We start from the raw sequence: 17530 nt of genomic DNA on the forward strand, positions 1-17530 counted from the left end.
GATGGTTCACTATATTCTGAAAAGAATGTTATTGATGATCCCAACTTTATTTTTCATTTTATTGATTAATTTTACGATTGTGCAAATTGCACCGGGTGGCCCTGTCGAACAAGCCATTCAGCAAATTCAGAATGCGCAAGGTTTAGGTGTTGGGAATAATGCCCAATCTAGTTTGAGTACCTTGGCTCAATATCAAGGGGCGCGTGGGTTGAGTCCAGAGATGATTGAAAAGATCAAAGCACAGTATGGTTTTGATCGTCCTGCATATGAACGTTTTTGGTTAATGCTCAAGGGTTATCTCACCTTAGATTTTGGCACCAGCTTCTTCAAAGACAAACCTGTAACGCAACTGCTCTATGAAAAGTTGCCTGTCACGCTGTCTTTGGGAATATGGAGTACTTTTCTCATTTATTTGATTGCGATCCCACTGGGAATTAAAAAAGCCAAAAACAATGGTTTACTGTTTGATCAATCTACTTCGTTATTACTTGCTGTGAGTTATGCCATTCCATCATTTGTCTTTGCCATTCTGCTCATCGTTTTTTTTGCTGGGGGCAGTTATTTGCAATGGTTTCCATTACAAGGATTAGTCTCTGAAAACTTTAATCAGTTAAGTTTGTTCGCCAAAATAAAAGACTATCTATGGCACATGAGTTTACCGATTCTGAGTATGGTATTGGGTAGTTTTGCTGCACGAACCTATCTGACGAAATATTCCTTTGTAGAAGAGCTGAAAAAACCTTATGTCCTGACGGCACGATCAAAAGGTTTAAATGACAATCAGGTACTTTATGGGCATGTTTTTCGTAATGCGATTTTGGTGGTGGTTGCAGCTTTACCCGAAGCATTGGTCGGTATTTTCTTTGTCGGCAATTTATTTATCGAGATTATTTTTAATCTCGATGGGATTGGTTTATTGGGTTTTGAGGCAATCACTCAGCGAGATTATCCTGTGATTTTTGGAACCTTATTTTTATTTACCTTATTTGGAATGATCTTACGTTTAATTGGCGATTTGCTCTATCAAATGATTGACCCTCGGATTGATTTTGAAGCGAGAGGTGGAACATGATGTCACCGCTGATGCGCGCACGATTTCACCGTTTTAGACAAAATAAATTGGGTGTCCGTTGTTTCATTCTATTTTTAATCATTTTTATTTTGTCATTATTTGCTGAGTTGATTGCCAACGATAAACCTTTGTTGGTTCGTTATCAGCAGTCCTTGTATTTTCCTATTTTTAAAGATTATCCAGAAACCACTTTTGGTGGTGTTTTTGAAACGGCGACAGATTATCAAGACCCTGCGGTAAAACAGCTGATTCAGAATCAAGGATGGATGATTTCTCCACCCGTTGCATTTTCTTATCAATCTCCGAATCTATCACTTACTGTACCTGTCCCGTCAAAACCAAGTCCACAGAACTGGCTTGGAACGGATGATCAGGGACGGGATGTATTTGCTCGAATCCTTTATGGTTTGCGTATCTCGCTCTTATTTGGATTTGCCTTGACGCTTTGTTCTGCTGTGATTGGCATTATTGTTGGTGCAATACAAGGCTATTATGGTGGATGGATTGACTTGATTGGGCAGAGGATTCTGGAAGTATGGGGTGGTTTGCCGATGCTATTTATTGTCATGATTCTGGTCAGTATGTTCAGCCCCAATGTGTATTGGTTATTTTTGATCATGTTGTTATTTGGTTGGACAGAATTAGTGGGATTGGTCAGAGCAGAGTTTTTGCGTGCCAGAAATTTTGATTATGTTCGTGCAGCTCAAGCATTAGGTGTTCGTGATCATCAAATTATCTTTAAGCACATTTTGCCGAATGCCATGAGTTCTAGTCTGTCACAGATTCCTTTTATGTTGACTGCCAATATTATTGCTTTAACTGCATTGGATTTTCTCGGTTATGGTTTACCTGCTGATGCCGCTTCGCTTGGGGAGTTGTTATTGCAAGGCAAAAATAATCTCGATGCACCTTGGTTAGTGCTTTCAGGATTCTTTACTTTGGCGATTGTATTGTCTTTATTGATTTATATTGGGGAGGCGGCACGTGATGCATTTGACCCAAGACGGTAATACAGTTTCGAATCCACCTTTATTAAGGGTTCAGCAGCTCAGCATTCACGATGAAACAGGACATTGCCTTGTGGATGACTTGAGTTTTGATGTTTATCCCGCACAGACTGTTGCGATTGTGGGTGAAAGTGGTTCTGGTAAGTCAATTAGTACTTTAGCTTTATTGGGGTTATTGCCTGAAAATTTAACCGTGCAGGGAAATGTTAAATTCGCCAATCAATCACTTTTGTCTTTAACTCAGACCCAGTTACAACAGATTCGAGGCAAGCGAATTGCCATCATTTTCCAAGAGCCAATGACGGCTTTAAATCCTTTGCATCATGTCGAAAAAATGATGGCTGAAAGCCTGATCTTGCAAGGTGTTTGTAAAGCTGATATTCGACAACAGACGCTTTCTTTATTGCAGGATGTCGGGATAGATGATGCAGTGCAAATTCTTAAATGCTATCCACATGAGTTGTCGGGTGGGCAACGGCAGCGTGTGATGTTGGCGATGGCTCTAGCTTTAGAGCCAGAGATTTTGATTGCGGACGAACCAACAACGGCTTTGGATGTCGTGTTGCAAGCTCAGATTCTCACGTTGTTAAAAAAACTCCAAGAGCAACGAAACATGGCGATGATTTTGATTAGCCATGATTTAAACCTTGTTAAGCAATATACAGATCAGGTACTTGTGCTGAATCAAGGTCGCATAGAGGAACAGGGATGCACGACTGAAATTTTTACACATCCTCAAACTGCATACACACGAAATTTACTCAATCACGATTTTGGACAAGCTCTATCGATTGCACAGACTGAGCGTTTACTTGAACTAAAAAATGTCACGGTCAAGTATCCCATCAAACGTGGTTTATTGAACCAAATTAAGGCTTATAAGATTGCAGCCAAATCAATCAATTTCAATTTATTCAAAGGTGAAGCTTTAGGTATCGTGGGGGAAAGTGGTTCGGGAAAATCATCATTGGCTTTGGCAATTGCACGTTTGATTTCGAGTGAAGGAGAAATTTGCTTTCAGTCCCAAAACTTAAATCAGCTCAATCAAAAACAACTTCGCCCCCTACGCCGTGATTTTCAAATTGTATTCCAAGATCCTTTGAGTAGTTTGAATCCTCGCATGTCTGTTGAGCAAATTATTGCGGAAGGGCTTCACCTTCAAAATATTTCCAAACAGCAATCTAATCTGCAAATTGAAGCTGTTTTAGCAAAAGTCGAACTCTCTTTGGAGGATAGAAGCAAATATCCACACCAGCTTTCTGGTGGGCAACGTCAACGGGTCGCGCTTGCACGTGCTTTGGTTTTAAAGCCTAAATTGATGATTTTGGATGAGCCGACTTCTGCATTAGATCGCAGCACTCAAATGGCGATGATTCAACTGTTACGCCGTTTGCAGCAACAAGAGCAGATCAGTTATGTGTTTATCAGTCATGACTTACAAGTCATTAAAGCACTATGTCAGAACGTCATGGTCATGCATCAAGCTGAAGTATTGGAATATCAAGCAACAGAACTTTTATTTAATCAACCTCAAACTGAATATACACGTCAGCTTATTTCTGCAAGCAAATATTAGCATTGTAATTAAATTGACATATGTTATTGTCAATTTATCGGAAGAACCCTTGACAGTCACAATAATCAGATTAAATTAGAGTAAATACTCTAATTGTAGCAGAGGATGACCATGAGTCAGATTGCAGACAGTATCCAAATTCGTAATACCACATTTAAAAACCGCATTATTAAAGGGGCGATGAGTGAGGCACTTGCCAATCACGAAGGGCAGCCGAATGAGTTACACATTGGCTTATATGAGGCTTGGGCAAAAGGTGGTTTAGGTTGTGCGATTACAGGTAATGTAATGGTCAATATTGCTGCCAAGAATGAACCTGGTGTCGTTGCGATTGAGACTGAGCGTGATTTGGCAAAGTTACAGCAATGGGCTGCGGTAGGTAAAAAATATGGCATGGTGCAATTGATTCAATTGTCACATCCAGGTCGCCAATGCCCTAAAGGTTTGAATAAAGAAACTGTTGCACCATCAGCAGTTCCTTTTAGCCCAATGCTAGCAGCGATGTTTGGGACTCCGCGTGAACTTCAACATGAAGAAATCCTCGATATTATTCAGCGTTTTGCAACAGCAGCAGCAGTTTGTGAAAAAGCAGGGTTTGAAGGTGTGCAGCTTCATGGTGCGCATGGATATCTGATTAGTCAATTTCTATCTCCATTAACCAATAAACGTGCGGATCAATGGGGTGGTTCGATTGAGAACCGTATGCGTTTCTTGGTGGAAATTTATAAGGCTGTACGTGCAGCAACATCAGAAAACTTCATTATTTCGGTGAAGCTCAATTCAGCAGATTTCCAACGTGGTGGGATCACTGAAGAAGATGTGATGACAGTATTTAAAACCATTGATGCTGCGGGAATCGATATTATTGAAATCTCAGGTGGTACTTATGAAGCACCAGCAATGGCAGGTGCCAAAGCTGAGTCTCGTAAAGCCAGTACCATTGCACGTGAAGCTTACTTCCTAGAATTTGCTGAAAAGATTCGTCAGCATGTGACTTGTAAATTGATGGTTACAGGCGGTTTCCGTACTGTAGCAGGTATGAATGCAGCACTTGAAAGTGGTGCATGTGATTTTATTGGTATTGCACGCCCATTGGCAGTTGAAACTGATTTAACAGATCGTTTAATTGCAGGCAATGATGTACGTTATGCCGTGAATCAAATTAAGACGGGGATTCCTTTTGTCGATAAAATGGCAATCATGGAAATCATTTGGTATGCAGCACAATTCAAGGCAATTGGACAAGGTAAAAAGCCAAATCCAAAATTATCGCCTTTGATTGTATTTTTGAATTATGCAAAAGGGAATATCAAGGCTGTTGTCAAAGGTCGAGTCAATTCGCGTAAATCGGCATAACTGAATTACCACGCAATCGTCCAATAGGACTGAAACGTAGAAGCAGACCATTGTCCTTTAATTAAAGATTTTTTAAAGGCGGGTCTGTTTTCTATTTGAGCTAAATAACGCTGTATATGTTTAAACTGATGCTCATTTTGTGAGCAAGCCAGTAATGGAAACCACATCAAAATATCTGCAATCGTAAATTGATCTCCAGCAAACCATAAGTGATCTTCTAAATGTCCATCGATCATACTCATTTGTCGTTGTAATGATGGATTTAAATAGCCTTGATCAAATCCATATTTTAAAAGCTTTGAAACGAAGCGAATTGGAAATGGTGTGCGTTGTACAATTTGGTTAAAAATTTGTTTGAGTAACAGATCGGGAATAAATGTGGCTTCACAATAATTTTTCCAATAATAAAAACTTCGAAGTTGTGATCCTAATAATTTACTTTGCCCTAATTGAGGATATAGATAAGACAAGTAATCAAGAATGGCTGAAGTTTCCGCTAAAATGGAAATTTTTCCTTGATCAATCATTTCAAGGGTAGGGAATTTTGCTAATTGATGCGGTGAGTTTTTCTTTTCATCTACGTTTGAATGGTGGTTGATGACTAACTCATAGGGAAGTCCTAATTCTTCTAAAAACCAAACGATGCGTTGTGAACGTGAATTTTGTAAGTGGAATAAACGGATTTGCATGTTGGGTTTAAATTTATCGTTTTGATCTATTTGCAGTATAGGATAGAAAGCACCATAAATATAATCAAATAGATTTCTCAAATCATAGTTTTATAATGTATGGACTGAAAAACATCAATAAAAAAGCCACTGTCTTAAAGATGCAGTGGCTTTTTAAAATTTGGCGTCCCTACGGGGATTCGAACCCCGGTTACCGCCGTGAAAGGGCGATGTCCTAGGCCTCTAGACGATAGGGACTTCTTGAGGTGGGTGTATATTAGGGCTCTGTCACCAAAGTGTCAAGAAGGTGAGGAGACAGTTTGTTCAAAATATAGCAAAACAGTTCAGCAGTTTTTTGCGTATCGTATAAAGCAGAGTGCGCTTCTTTACCATCAAACTCGATTCCTGCTTGAATACATGCACGTGCTAACACAGTTTGACCAAACATCACTGCACTCAAAGTCACAGTATCAAATACTGAAAAGCTATGAAACGGATTTTGATTTTTAGTACCAGAACGATTGATCGCTGCTTGTAAAAAACCTAAATCAAAATGGGCATTGTGACCCACCAATACCGCATGGGTACAATGCTGTGCTTTACGTACTTCATTTAATGATTTGAAAATGCGACGTAAGGCACCACGCTCATCTTCTGCCATCGCCACACGCATTGGATTAAATGGATCAATCCCAATAAAATCTAATGAACGGCGATCTAGGTTTGCACCCTCAAAAGGATTGATGTGTGCATGGAAGGAAGGGCCTGGTACAAATTGTCCTTGTTCATCATAGATGATTGGGATACAAGCAATTTCGAGGAGGGCATCGGTTTGTGAATTAAATCCTGCGGTTTCTACATCAACCACCACAGGTAAAAATCCACGAAAACGTTGTGCAATCACTGGAGCTTTGTTTTCTTCTTGGGTCACACTTTTCTCCATTGTAGTGTTTTACCTGCATGAAGTGGAATGATTTTTTGACCCTCAAGATAGTCAAAAGATTCAGCGACCGTATTTTCTTCTTTCACTAGCGTGATTGTTGATGTATTGCGAGGAAGACCATAGAAGTCAGCACCAAATATGCTTGCAAAGCCTTCTAAGCGTTCTAATTTACCAACTTGGTCAAATGCTTGAGCATACAATTCAATTGCATTTGGCGCACTGTAGCAACCTGCACAGCCACATGCATTTTCTTTCGCATTCTGTGAGTGAGGTGCGCTGTCTGTACCCAAGAAGAATTTTGGATTGCCACTGGTCGCAACTTCTAATAACGTCGTTTGATGAGTTTGACGCTTTAAAATAGGCAGGCAGTAGAAATGAGGTTTTACGCCGCCAACCAACATATCATTACGGTTAAAGAGTAAATGTTGCGGTGTAATCGTTGCTGCAACATTACGATCTTGTTCAAGTACAAAATTCGCTGCATCACTGGTGGTAATATGTTCTAAAACGACTTTTAATTTTGGGAACTGTTTTAATAACGGAGACAAAATTTCATCTAAGAATCTTTTTTCACGGTCAAAAATGTCGACATGGTTGTGAGTGACTTCACCATGCAACAATAATGGCACTTGATGTTCTTCAAGTTGTTCAATCACCGCATAGACTTTACGAATATCGCTCACACCATTATCTGAATTCGTCGTTGCGCCCGCAGGATAAAGTTTAATGGCATTTACAAACTCAGATTCTTTGATTTTACGAACTTCATCTGGTGAAGTGAAATCTGTAAAATAAAGCACCATACGTGGGTCAAAGTGAAGCCCTTCTGGAACATGGGCAAGAATACGATCACGATATGCGAGCGCTTCTTCTACCGTTTTGACTGGTGGAACCAAGTTCGGCATACAAATTGCGCGCGCAAATTGTTTAGCAAGATCTGGTACAGTACGTTTTAAAGCTAATCCATCACGTAGGTGTGCATGCCAATCATCTGGCTGTAAAAGTGTAATAGTATTCAAGGCGTACTTCAGACTTAAAAATAATATAAATAATAATGCATATAGTGTAAAAATGGTAACTACAATTATGGATAAGTGGTTACGTAAAGCACATGAAAATATAAGAAATTGTGTTATTTTTATGTTGGACAAGAATACAGCATTATAAGAAGAGTGAGAGGGATGGAAAATCAATATGATATTAATCAGTTACGCAAAACAAAAGAAGATTTAGAACACCTTGTTGTTCGACATTCCAGAACGAAGAAAACAAAGAAAATTTTGCCTGCTCAACTCGAAAATGAGTTTTGGCAATTTAATATTGATCGAACCAGAATTAATGCGATTCAGTTTTTTGGTCAAGGTGTAATCACGTATACGATTTTTATACTTTTGATTTTACCATCGAACTTATTGGTTATTCGAACAAGCACTCATTTTCTATTAGATCTTATATATAGCATTCTTAGTCTGGTTGTGGTGGGTGTTGCATTATTTTCATTTTGGGCATTTTCCCGTTTTAGACGTTTGAACCGATTATTTTATCCAGCCACATGCGTGATTGTGTTTTGCACAATTCTTTTTCCATCTTTATTGATGATGAGTATTTCTAATGCAGTGTTGCAGAGTCAATCAATGGTATTGATTGCATTTCTGTATATGTTGGGTTTTATTCTCAGTGGGATTAAACCTAAACATATGTTATGGATTGGTTCTTCGGCTGCGATCGTGATTTTATTGTCCTTATATTTTCTCAAAGTCCCATGTGATTTTTTGATGTTAGGGCGCACTTTTATTGGAAGTCTCTTGTTAGGCTTTTCCATTAGTGTGATGCTTACATCGAAAGAAAGAAAATTATTTTTAAAAACCAAAATAGCTGAAATTGATGAAAAAATTTTGCGGTTACAAGCATCTGAGCTTCTACATTTAAGCCAACATGATGAGTTAACCAAGGTCTCAAATAGACGCACTTTTGAAGAAATGTTTAGTTATTACTATGACTTGGCATGTAAAGATAGTAAGGCAATGTCTGTACTGTTTATTGATATTGATTTTTTTAAAAATTATAACGACTTCTATGGGCATCAGATGGGGGATCAAGTGATTTCTGCCATTGCAAAAACCATTAAAAGTTCAATTCGACATATGGATTTTATTGCACGTTATGGTGGAGAAGAGTTTGTTGTTCTTTTACCGGAAACGTCTGCTCAAGGTGCTTATGCAGTTGCAACAAATATCTATCGAGCAATTGATCGGCAGATGATTCCCCATGAAAAATCTTTAGTTTCTAATCACGTCACCATTAGTTTAGGGATTACAGTTTTTAATGGGAATTCTAAAATCAGCCAAGATTTAGTGATTCATACGGCAGATAAAGCGCTTTATAGAGCCAAACAACTTGGGCGTAACCAAATCTATTATCAACCATTGCCCAGTGTAGAATAAAAGAAAGCGTGATAAAAAAACCGAATACTGATGGTATTCGGTTTTTTTAATTGAATAATCTAAATTATTCTAAGAATTTTACAGTAACGCCAGAACGTACTTTTCCACCTAAATCATTTGCATCCCAGTTGGTTAAGCGAATACAACCATGTGATGCAGTCTTCGAAATCAAAGAAGGATTAGGTGTCCCGTGAATACCAAAAGATCGCTTGCTTAGACCGATCCAGATATTACCGACAGGCGCGTTTGGACCAGGTGGTAACATGAGTGGTTTAAGATTATTGCCTTGAATAAAATTCGATGGTGAATAGCTATAGTATGGGTTCTTGGTTACACCGACTACTTTATATGTACCAGTCGGAGAAGGCGTGTCAGCACTGCCAATTGTTGCAGGAAATGAAGCAATCATTTGGTTACGGCTATTGAATAAATAAAGCTGTCTTGCGCCTTTATGCGCAACGATTAAATGAATATCTTCTGGTAAATCATTGCGCACATTGGCAACAATAATTTTTTCGCCTGCTTTTTTGAACGTTGCAGTTGGATTTAGTTTTTTGAGGAAACCTTCATCCATATGAAATTTTTCACCTAACATTTCTGTTACGCGCGTGTAGTACAAGCCTTTCATTTTTGCTTGTAGTGCATAGTCAGCAGGAATTGAATCTGCATATGGACCTTTTAAGTCCGCATCAGTGATCGTGTATTCAATATATGTTGGTTTGTTTTGTTGAGCGACTAAAGCATCCCACGTTTCTTTTGTGAGTTGTCCTGTTGGCGTGAGACCATTCATTTGCTGAAATGAAGCAATTGCTTTTAAGGTATTTTTACCATTTGAACCATCAATTGCACCAGGTGAAGCATGAGCATTGTTGAGCATCACATGTGCACGTGCATAGACAGGCAATTGACCTTTCTCAAGATTTTCATACCAATCGGCAGTATTTAAACTGTCTAAAGTCCATGAAACTTTAACGGTTGGTGTTGTCGCCGTTGTCTCTGGTGCATTTTCTAGTTTTTGAGATATTGCCGAAGCAGCTCCCGTATTGACTTGTGGTTCAGAAGCAGCTTGAACAGCAACACTTGATGCGGGTTGAGCCATTACACTCGATGCAGCAGAACGCTCGATAGATAATGGGTCAATAGGATCTTGAACGGGAGCTGAGATTTTTTTTGGATTTAATGCTTGCTCAGTTGTTGGGGCAGCAAAAGCAACGTTAGCAAGAATACAACTTAAACTCATAGCGAGTAATGAGCGAACAAACATGTAATTCAACCTTAAGAATTATTCATATTGAAATATAAGATATTGCAAGTATTACAGAAAATAGAACAGCTTGCAGTAGCAGTTTTGTGTCAAAGCTAAAAAATTAGTTGAAGTCTGATTTTTTGTATGGGTTTACAATTATAAATTCAGGGCTAACTTTGTTATGATGCATCCTACATGAAAAAATTTAGAGATTGGTAATGACAACGTTGAAAAATGATCGTTTTTTACGAGCTTTGCTGCGTGAACCTGTAGACACCACACCTGTATGGATGATGCGTCAAGCAGGGCGTTATTTACCAGAATATCGTGAAACTCGTGCGCAAGCAGGAGATTTCTTGTCTCTATGCAAAAATACTGAGTTTGCTTGTGAAGTGACTTTACAGCCATTACGTCGCTATGAGCTCGATGCTGCGATTTTATTCTCAGATATTTTAACTGTACCTGATGCACTGGGCTTGGGACTATATTTTGAAGCGGGCGAAGGTCCTAAGTTTCATAAAACTATTCGTACTGAACAAGATGTTGCAAATTTACCGAAACTAAATTCTAAATCAGATTTAGCTTACGTGATGAATGCAGTTTCAACGATTCGATCTGCTTTAAATGGACAAGTGCCGCTGATTGGTTTTTCGGGCAGCCCTTGGACATTAGCAACCTATATGGTTGAAGGTGGTTCAAGTAAAGAATTCCGCTTCATTAAGAATATGATGTATGCACAACCCGAAGTGTTACATGCTTTACTTGATCATCTTGCTGATTCAGTGATTGATTATCTCAATGCTCAAATTGATGCAGGCGCTCAAGCAATCCAAATTTTTGATAGTTGGGGCGGCGCATTAGCACATCGCGAATATGTCGAATTTTCATTGAACTACATGACCAAAATTATTGCAGGACTGCAACGTGAAAAAGATGGTCAACGTATTCCGATTATTGTATTCACCAAAGGTGGTGGTCAATGGTTGGAGACCATGTTAAGCACTGGTGCAGATGCATTTGGCTTAGACTGGACGACACCACTTTATACTGCACGTGATGTGGTTGCAGGTCGAGCTGCCCTACAAGGAAACTTAGATCCAGCAGTGCTCTATGGCTCAGCAGCTTCAATTGAAAAATCGGTAAAAGCAATGCTCGATGATGCCTATGCAAATGGTGAGAAAACAGGGTATATCGCAAACTTAGGTCATGGCATTACTCAATGGGTTGATCCTGCCCAGCCTAAGATTTTTGTCGATACTGTACATGAATACAGCGCAAAATATTTAGGTTGATATTGAGCATATTTCAAGGCTAAACACGCTAGGATTCATTTTGTGCAGTTGATCGTATTATCCCTAAATTTTATGACTAAGGCAGCTTCGGCTGCCTTATTTGGATTGTTGCTTTTAATTGCTTTTGCATTGACAGCACCTATGGGAAGTCATGAGTACTATGGTTTCTTTCGCTATGACTATTTACTGTTTTATGCATTAGCAATTCAGGTTTGTTTGCTGTACTTAAAGCTTGAATCATGGGCTGAAGCGAAAGTGATAGCCTTGTTTCATATCATGGCAATGGGGATGGAAATTTTCCTCACGCATCCTGCGATTGCTTCTTGGCAATATCCGCAACCTGCAATTTTTAAACTCCTTACTGTGCCATTATTTGCAGGTTTTATGTACTCGGCTGTAGGGAGCTTTTTTGCTCGATCTTTAAGACTTTATCAAGTTTCTTTTGAAAATCTACCACAGTTTAGCAATATGCTGTGCCTAGCAGTTTTGTCGTATTTAAATTTTATGAGCAAGTTTTTTATTCCAGACATTCGTTTAGTTTTATTTGCTTGGAGTATTGTCATTTTTTGGAAGACCAAACTCTCTTTTCAGCTTGAAAGACATACTTTTAAAGTTCCAATGTTACCTGTGTTATTGGTACTTGCATTTTTGATTTGGATCGCGGAAAACATTAGTACATTTTATAAAATTTGGCTATATCCGAGTCAGGTCGATGCATGGCATATGGTCGGTTGGGGAAAATTAGGTTCTTGGTATTTATTATTACTTTTAAGTTTAGTCTTGGTTTTGAAAATCTTAGGTACTAGAAATAAAAAAGGAATGTGGCAATTACATTCCTAAATTCTATATGTTGAAATGTATGTAATGAAATTACACTTCAACAAGCACATAGTATTTTTTAACAGCTTCAATGACTTCAAATGTACCGATAAATGCAGGGGGAATAATGCCTGCATTTCCCGCAGTTACTTCAATAAAAGAATTGGTTTTTGCATCATGGATACGGACAATCCCTTCAATGACTTGAAAAAACTCTTGTTTATTGTCAGCAAATTGAATATTCCACGCACCCACTTCACATTGCCAAATACCACAGCCCATATGTGGATGTTCATATAAGCTATAGGTGAGACGTTCAGGATTTCCTGTGACTAGGCGATCAGCTCGAGGAAAATCAATGCTGGCTTGGTTTTGAACTAATTCACCAAAACCTGCTAACTGAATAGATGACATATGAATTGCTCGGTTTAATAACTTTCAGGCACAGCGCTTAAAAACTCACGACGTGCGTCTTTGTCAGTTTTGAAATCACCAACAAAAGAAACTGTACGTGTGGTTGATTCTTGTTTGCCGACACCCCGCATCATCATACACATATGGGCTGAGTCAATGACAACTGCAACACCACGTGCCTGAGTTACTTCAGCAACTGCTTCGGCAATTTGCTGAGTCAAGTTTTCTTGAATCTGTAAACGGCGTGCAAACATTTCAGTAATACGCGCAAATTTAGATAGACCTAAAACTTGACCTTCAGGTAAATAAGCAATGTGTACACGACCATAGAAAGGAAGAAGATGGTGTTCACAAAGCGAATAAAACTCGATATTTTTGACCAATACCATTTCATGGTTATCGGATGGGAAAACCGCACTATTTGTAACTTCTTCAAGGGTTTTGCTATAACCAGAAGTTAAAAAAGAAAAAGCTTTAGCCGCACGCATAGGCGTATCTTTTAAGCCTGGGCGATTTAGATCTTCGCCAACGGCAGTTAAAATATTTGCGTACGATTGCTGCATAGACATAACAATGTTCACTTAGATGGGTTGAACAAAACGGGAATTGTATCAGAAAACGACTCAAAAACTTAATTTTGAACCAAATGCCGATTATTGTTTGTGCTTTGGGTTCTTTTCTGCACGTTTTAAGAGCACTAAAACAGCACCAGTACCCCCCTGATTTTCAGGTGCGCTGACAAAAGCAAGCACATCACGATGTTGTCTAAGCCAGCCATTGACATAGGTTTTTAAAATGGCTTCAGGTCCTTTACCGTGAACAATTTTGATGACATTTTGATTTTCATCTTTTGCCATTTGAATGATCTGTAGAACGGCTGCTCGGGCTTGTTCAACGGTACAACCATGTAAATCGACTGCTTCAAACCAACGAGTTTTACCTGTTTTTAAATCTTCAAAGACTTTGTGCTGCAAGGTTGCAATGCGATAGCTTAAAGTCGCTTGGCTTGCCACTGGATTTAAGATGGCTTGGGTATCTGAAATTTCTGTAAGCTCTTGCTCAGTACCACCTTCGGCTGCTGCGCGTTTTGCTAAGGTTTGGGCATCAACTTTTTTGCGACGCGCGACTTTGGTATCGGCAATATTTTGATTGTCGATTGGTTTTACGCCGAGAAGGGCTTTTTTAAAAAGCTCAGTATCTTCCAACTCTTCAGCGATCGCCTGAGTTTTTTTTGCCTCAACTTGTTTTGCGATAGCGCTAGATTGAGGGTTAGAGATTTGCTTTTTAAAGGCTTTCAGTAAATTAAACTGATCTTTAGAAAGCGATGAATCATGTTTACTCATAAGTTTAGAAAAATAGGCAAGATACGAGAGATGTAAAATTATAGTCCGAATCTGTGATGATTTGAACTAAATTGCATTCATGCAATGTTGTAGATAATCGAAAGTAGTGAGTGGCTGTTCAAAAATGGTCAATTAGTTGTAATTATAAGGTTATTCAAAATTAGATTGTTAAGAAAAAAGTTTTAAAAAACTAAATATCAAGTAATGACTCATCAAACCAAACATCTTCATAATTATTAGCTATTAAGAATCTCCAACCAGGAGGTAATGCTAGAAATTTTTGTATTTGTGGGCACCATTCAGTGATATGTTCTATATGTATAGATTTAAAAAAATTAGGATCATCAGAAAAATCTTCGCCGCCCCAGATATACCATCCATTTGTATTCTCTTCAGGAGGATGTCTCAAGCCATTAATAGGAGTTATATTTTCTTTAATATTCAGTGTTATTCCTAACTTCGTTCCCTCTAAAGTGGGACGATAAGGAGTACCATATTTTTTACATAAGCTTCTTTGTAATGATTCAATTTCTTTATTCGACATAAATTTAAGCTCTTTATTTTATTGTCAATTCGAATTCATATTTTGGCATGGTATTTTTTAAATAATTATAAAAGCCCAATGATAAAGAATTGGGCTTTTATTTGAATTTAAATTAAATCTGCTCAGTCTTCCCAAACAATTCTGCAAATGCTTGATCTGGACGTGGCTGTTTCATAAAGCTTTCACCGACAAGGAAAGTATGAATATCATTGGCTTGCATCATTTCTACATCAGCAGGTGTGGCAATACCACTTTCAGTAACCAATACACGAGAAGCAGGCAACAATTTCTTTAAACGTAATGAAGTATTTAAATCAACATCAAAGGTTTTAAGATTGCGGTTATTCACACCTAGAATACAGTGCTCAGAAAGCTTTAACGCACGTTCCAATTCATATTCATCATGCACTTCAACCAATACATCAAGTTGATGCTCAAATGCAGTTTTTGACATTTCTTCAAGTTGTTGATCTGATAAACATGCCACGATTAATAAAATACAATCTGCATGTAAGGCACGTGCTTCAACCACGTTATAAGGATCAACCAAGAAGTCCTTACGCAAAGCTGGTAGGGCACAATGATTACGTGCAATCACAATATTTTCATCAGCACCTTGGAAGAAATCCACATCAGTTAAGACAGAGAGACATGCTGCGCCTGCTTGCTCATATTGCTGTGCAATTTCCGCAGGATTAAAGTCTGCACGAATGATGCCTTTAGATGGTGATGCTTTTTTAATTTCAGCAATCACAGCAGGGCGTTTATGCTGTAAAGCATTCGCAAAACCACGAACTGGTGTTGCCTCTTTTGCCCACTGTTCAACATCGTGCAAGCTACGTTGTTTTAAACGTGCTGCAAGCTCCTCATGTTTGCGGTCAACAATTTTACCTAAAATGGTATTTTGAATATCGATCATGAGAAGTCCTTAGTCTGCTTGGTATTGTTTCAATGTCTTGGTGAATTCAGCCAAAATACTCATTTTTTCTAAGGCTTGACCGCCGTAAAGAATATCCTGAGCGAACTCAACTGCTTGTTTGTAGGTCTTGGTGATACCTGCAACATAAATACCTGCACCTGCATTCAGTGCAATCATATTTGCTGCTTTTTCACCAATTTCTGATTTGTCACGACCTAAAGCATCTTTGATCAGCTTTAAGCTTTCTTCTGAACTGTTGACCACTAAGCCAGTTAGTGTTTGAGAGGGAATACCAACTTCATCAGGCGTTAGCGTCCATTCGCTAATTTCACCATCTTTAAGTTCAGCGACAGTCGTTGGGGCTGCAAGACTGATTTCATCTAAACCATCTCTTGAGTGTACAACCAATACATGGACTGCACCCAGTTGTCTTAATACTTCTGCAATAGGACGACACAGCTCATCTGAAAATACGCCAATCACAAAACGTCTGACACCCGCAGGGTTGGTCAATGGACCTAGTAAATTAAAAATGCTACGAATACCTAATTCACGACGTGGTGCGACTGCATAACGCATTGCTTTATGATGATTTGGTGCAAATAAGAAACCAACGCCGATTTCACGGATACAGCGTTCGGTTTGTTGCATGTCTAAATCAAGTTGAATCCCCATTTGCTCAAGCACATCGGATGAACCCGATTTGCTTGATACGCCACGGTTACCATGCTTGGCGATGGTTGCCCCCGCGGCTGCAATTACAAAACTTGAAGCAGTAGAAACATTAAATAGATTTTGACCATCACCACCTGTACCAACAATATCGACAAGGTGAGGAATATCACTAACATCAATTTTTATTGCGAACTCACGCATAATACGTGCAGCCGCGGTAATCTCATCAATACTTTCACCTTTCATACGCAAGCCCATCATCAGCGCACCGATCTGTGCATCGGTTGCTTCACCTTGCATAATGCTACGCATGACATCTTCCATTTGTGGCTGGCTAAGATGAATGTTTTTAGTAATGTGATTGAGTGCCTGTTGGATATTCATAGTCATGAGTTACAGCATTTAATGATTAAAAGATTGAGCAAAACCAGTTGATGATGAGGGTGCGCTTTCAGTGATATATGATTCACTTGCTAATTGGCTATGTTAGCAGAAAATAGCTTTAGTTTTGAGCTTGCGCTTAGTTTTTTAATTTAAAGTATTTTCATGATGCAAAATAAAAACAGCCTATTTTTAAATAGGCTGCTTATCTTAGAGCTTGAGTTTACATTTAAGCGTAAATATCTAAGAAATTTTTGAAAATTTGATGCCCATGTTGGCTCAAAATAGATTCGGGATGGAATTGAACGCCTTCTACAGGTAGTGTTTTATGCTTTACGCCCATAATCTCTTCAATCGTTCCATCGACTTGGTTGGTCCAACACGTCACTTCTAAACACTCAGGCAATGTTTCTTGCTCAATCACCAATGAATGGTAACGTGTTGCCGCAAAAGGTGAGGGTAAATTGCTAAAAATACCTTTATCGCTATGATGCATATCGGATAAACGACCATGCATGACAGTTTTTGCACGAATGATACGACCACCAAATGCTTGCCCGATGGCTTGATGCCCTAAGCACACTCCAAGTAATGGAATTTTTCCTGCAAAATGATTAATTGCTGGAATTGAGATTCCGGCTTCGCTTGGTGAGCATGGACCTGGACCAATTACCAAGTATTTAGGCTGCCATCGTTCAATATCTTCTAATGTGACTTGATCATTACGAACAACTTTTACTTCTTGATTCAACTCGCCAAAATATTGAACGATGTTGTAAGTAAAACTGTCATAGTTGTCAATCATTAAAAGCATGATTATAACCTTTTGAA

Annotated in this window: 18 protein-coding genes and 1 tRNA gene; 7 read left to right on the plus strand and 12 right to left on the minus strand. The window is 38.8% G+C overall.

Going from position 1 to position 17530, the window contains the following annotated elements:
• Window position 1 precedes the first annotated feature (1 nt).
• The 4 genes from yejB (at window position 2) to MMP60_RS07385 (ending at window position 5011) form a co-directional block, all read left to right on the plus strand.
• Window positions 2-1072 carry a microcin C ABC transporter permease YejB gene (yejB, locus tag MMP60_RS07370; RefSeq protein ID WP_241335665.1) on the plus strand — a complete coding sequence of 357 codons (1071 nt, stop codon included), beginning with the start codon at window positions 2-4 and terminating at the stop codon, window positions 1070-1072.
• Complete coding sequence (locus tag MMP60_RS07375) at window positions 1072-2082, plus strand: ABC transporter permease (protein WP_241335743.1); 1011 nt, start codon at window positions 1072-1074, stop codon at window positions 2080-2082. The genes yejB and MMP60_RS07375 overlap by 1 nt, the downstream gene beginning before the upstream one ends.
• On the plus strand, window positions 2060-3655 hold the full coding sequence (locus MMP60_RS07380) for a dipeptide ABC transporter ATP-binding protein (protein ID WP_241335744.1): 1596 nt from the start codon (window positions 2060-2062) through the stop codon (window positions 3653-3655). Before MMP60_RS07375 ends, MMP60_RS07380 begins: the two co-directional genes overlap by 23 nt.
• A gap of 111 nt (window positions 3656-3766) precedes the next feature.
• On the plus strand, window positions 3767-5011 hold the full coding sequence (locus MMP60_RS07385) for an NADH:flavin oxidoreductase/NADH oxidase family protein (RefSeq protein ID WP_241335666.1): 1245 nt from the start codon (window positions 3767-3769) through the stop codon (window positions 5009-5011).
• Window positions 5012-5016: 5 nt separating this feature from the next.
• Here MMP60_RS07385 and MMP60_RS07390 read toward each other — a convergent pair whose 3' ends face one another.
• The 4 genes from MMP60_RS07390 to pyrC form a co-directional block, all read right to left on the minus strand.
• Complete coding sequence (locus MMP60_RS07390) at window positions 5017-5700, minus strand: glutathione S-transferase (protein WP_241335667.1); 684 nt, start codon at window positions 5698-5700, stop codon at window positions 5017-5019.
• A gap of 161 nt (window positions 5701-5861) precedes the next feature.
• A tRNA-Glu gene (locus MMP60_RS07395) sits at window positions 5862-5937 on the minus strand.
• 19 nt (window positions 5938-5956) lie between these two features.
• Window positions 5957-6622, minus strand: a complete 666-nt coding sequence (gene rnt, locus MMP60_RS07400; RefSeq protein ID WP_023274763.1) for a ribonuclease T — start codon at window positions 6620-6622, stop codon at window positions 5957-5959.
• Entirely contained in the window at window positions 6607-7641 is a 1035-nt protein-coding gene (gene pyrC / locus MMP60_RS07405) for a dihydroorotase (protein ID WP_018678650.1), read from the minus strand. Before pyrC ends, rnt begins: the two co-directional genes overlap by 16 nt.
• 162 nt (window positions 7642-7803) lie before the next feature.
• Here pyrC and MMP60_RS07410 point away from each other — a divergent pair, with 162 nt between their 5' ends.
• Entirely contained in the window at window positions 7804-9066 is a 1263-nt protein-coding gene (locus tag MMP60_RS07410; protein ID WP_241335668.1) for a diguanylate cyclase, read from the plus strand.
• A 64-nt stretch (window positions 9067-9130) separates the two neighbouring features.
• Here the strand turns inward: MMP60_RS07410 and MMP60_RS07415 are convergent, their stop codons facing one another.
• Window positions 9131-10330, minus strand: a complete 1200-nt coding sequence (locus tag MMP60_RS07415) for a L,D-transpeptidase (protein ID WP_241335669.1) — start codon at window positions 10328-10330, stop codon at window positions 9131-9133.
• Between the two features lie 200 nt (window positions 10331-10530).
• Between MMP60_RS07415 and hemE the strand changes: the two genes are divergently transcribed.
• Window positions 10531-11604, plus strand: a complete 1074-nt coding sequence (hemE, locus tag MMP60_RS07420; RefSeq protein WP_241335670.1) for a uroporphyrinogen decarboxylase — start codon at window positions 10531-10533, stop codon at window positions 11602-11604.
• Window positions 11605-11646: 42 nt separating this feature from the next.
• Complete coding sequence (locus tag MMP60_RS07425; protein ID WP_241335671.1) at window positions 11647-12444, plus strand: DUF817 domain-containing protein; 798 nt, start codon at window positions 11647-11649, stop codon at window positions 12442-12444.
• A gap of 30 nt (window positions 12445-12474) precedes the next feature.
• Here the strand turns inward: MMP60_RS07425 and MMP60_RS07430 are convergent, their stop codons facing one another.
• The 7 genes from MMP60_RS07430 to MMP60_RS07460 form a co-directional block, all read right to left on the minus strand.
• Window positions 12475-12837, minus strand: a complete 363-nt coding sequence (locus MMP60_RS07430; RefSeq protein ID WP_241335672.1) for a cupin domain-containing protein — start codon at window positions 12835-12837, stop codon at window positions 12475-12477.
• A gap of 14 nt (window positions 12838-12851) precedes the next feature.
• The gene (gene folE / locus MMP60_RS07435; RefSeq protein ID WP_017397502.1) at window positions 12852-13400 is read right to left on the minus strand and encodes a GTP cyclohydrolase I FolE; all 549 of its coding nucleotides are present in this window, start codon (window positions 13398-13400) and stop codon (window positions 12852-12854) included.
• A 90-nt stretch (window positions 13401-13490) separates the two neighbouring features.
• Window positions 13491-14180: a Smr/MutS family protein gene (locus MMP60_RS07440; protein ID WP_026315777.1), complete on the minus strand. Its 690-nt coding sequence runs from the start codon at window positions 14178-14180 to the stop codon at window positions 13491-13493.
• 190 nt (window positions 14181-14370) lie between these two features.
• Window positions 14371-14724, minus strand: coding sequence for a hypothetical protein (locus MMP60_RS07445; RefSeq protein WP_241335673.1), 354 nt, complete (start codon window positions 14722-14724; stop codon window positions 14371-14373).
• Window positions 14725-14836: 112 nt separating this feature from the next.
• The gene (gene trpC / locus MMP60_RS07450) at window positions 14837-15643 is read right to left on the minus strand and encodes an indole-3-glycerol phosphate synthase TrpC (RefSeq protein WP_241335674.1); all 807 of its coding nucleotides are present in this window, start codon (window positions 15641-15643) and stop codon (window positions 14837-14839) included.
• Window positions 15644-15652: 9 nt separating this feature from the next.
• Entirely contained in the window at window positions 15653-16702 is a 1050-nt protein-coding gene (trpD, locus tag MMP60_RS07455) for an anthranilate phosphoribosyltransferase (RefSeq protein ID WP_241335745.1), read from the minus strand.
• A 226-nt stretch (window positions 16703-16928) separates the two neighbouring features.
• Complete coding sequence (locus MMP60_RS07460) at window positions 16929-17513, minus strand: aminodeoxychorismate/anthranilate synthase component II (RefSeq protein WP_018678640.1); 585 nt, start codon at window positions 17511-17513, stop codon at window positions 16929-16931.
• Window positions 17514-17530: the final 17 nt, after the last annotated feature.

Source organism: Acinetobacter sp. ANC 4805 (assembly GCF_022549495.1).
Lineage (GTDB): Bacteria > Pseudomonadota > Gammaproteobacteria > Pseudomonadales > Moraxellaceae > Acinetobacter.

Bases quoted from the DNA above. Each gene is read 5' to 3' on its own strand.
- yejB (WP_241335665.1), top strand. From the start codon at position 2: ATGGTTCACTATATTCTGAAAAGAATGTTATTGATGATCCCAACTTTA.
- MMP60_RS07375 (WP_241335743.1), top strand. From the start codon at position 1,072: ATGTCACCGCTGATGCGCGCACGATTTCACCGTTTTAGACAAAATAAA.
- MMP60_RS07380 (WP_241335744.1), top strand. From the start codon at position 2,060: ATGCATTTGACCCAAGACGGTAATACAGTTTCGAATCCACCTTTATTA.
- MMP60_RS07385 (WP_241335666.1), top strand. From the start codon at position 3,767: ATGAGTCAGATTGCAGACAGTATCCAAATTCGTAATACCACATTTAAA.
- MMP60_RS07390 (WP_241335667.1), bottom strand. From the start codon at position 5,700: ATGCAAATCCGTTTATTCCACTTACAAAATTCACGTTCACAACGCATC.
- rnt (WP_023274763.1), bottom strand. From the start codon at position 6,622: ATGGAGAAAAGTGTGACCCAAGAAGAAAACAAAGCTCCAGTGATTGCA.
- MMP60_RS07410 (WP_241335668.1), top strand. From the start codon at position 7,804: ATGGAAAATCAATATGATATTAATCAGTTACGCAAAACAAAAGAAGAT.
- MMP60_RS07415 (WP_241335669.1), bottom strand. From the start codon at position 10,330: ATGTTTGTTCGCTCATTACTCGCTATGAGTTTAAGTTGTATTCTTGCT.
- hemE (WP_241335670.1), top strand. From the start codon at position 10,531: ATGACAACGTTGAAAAATGATCGTTTTTTACGAGCTTTGCTGCGTGAA.
- MMP60_RS07430 (WP_241335672.1), bottom strand. From the start codon at position 12,837: ATGTCATCTATTCAGTTAGCAGGTTTTGGTGAATTAGTTCAAAACCAA.
- folE (WP_017397502.1), bottom strand. From the start codon at position 13,400: ATGCAGCAATCGTACGCAAATATTTTAACTGCCGTTGGCGAAGATCTA.
- MMP60_RS07440 (WP_026315777.1), bottom strand. From the start codon at position 14,180: ATGAGTAAACATGATTCATCGCTTTCTAAAGATCAGTTTAATTTACTG.
- MMP60_RS07445 (WP_241335673.1), bottom strand. From the start codon at position 14,724: ATGTCGAATAAAGAAATTGAATCATTACAAAGAAGCTTATGTAAAAAA.
- trpC (WP_241335674.1), bottom strand. From the start codon at position 15,643: ATGATCGATATTCAAAATACCATTTTAGGTAAAATTGTTGACCGCAAA.
- trpD (WP_241335745.1), bottom strand. From the start codon at position 16,702: ATGAATATCCAACAGGCACTCAATCACATTACTAAAAACATTCATCTT.
- MMP60_RS07460 (WP_018678640.1), bottom strand. From the start codon at position 17,513: ATGCTTTTAATGATTGACAACTATGACAGTTTTACTTACAACATCGTT.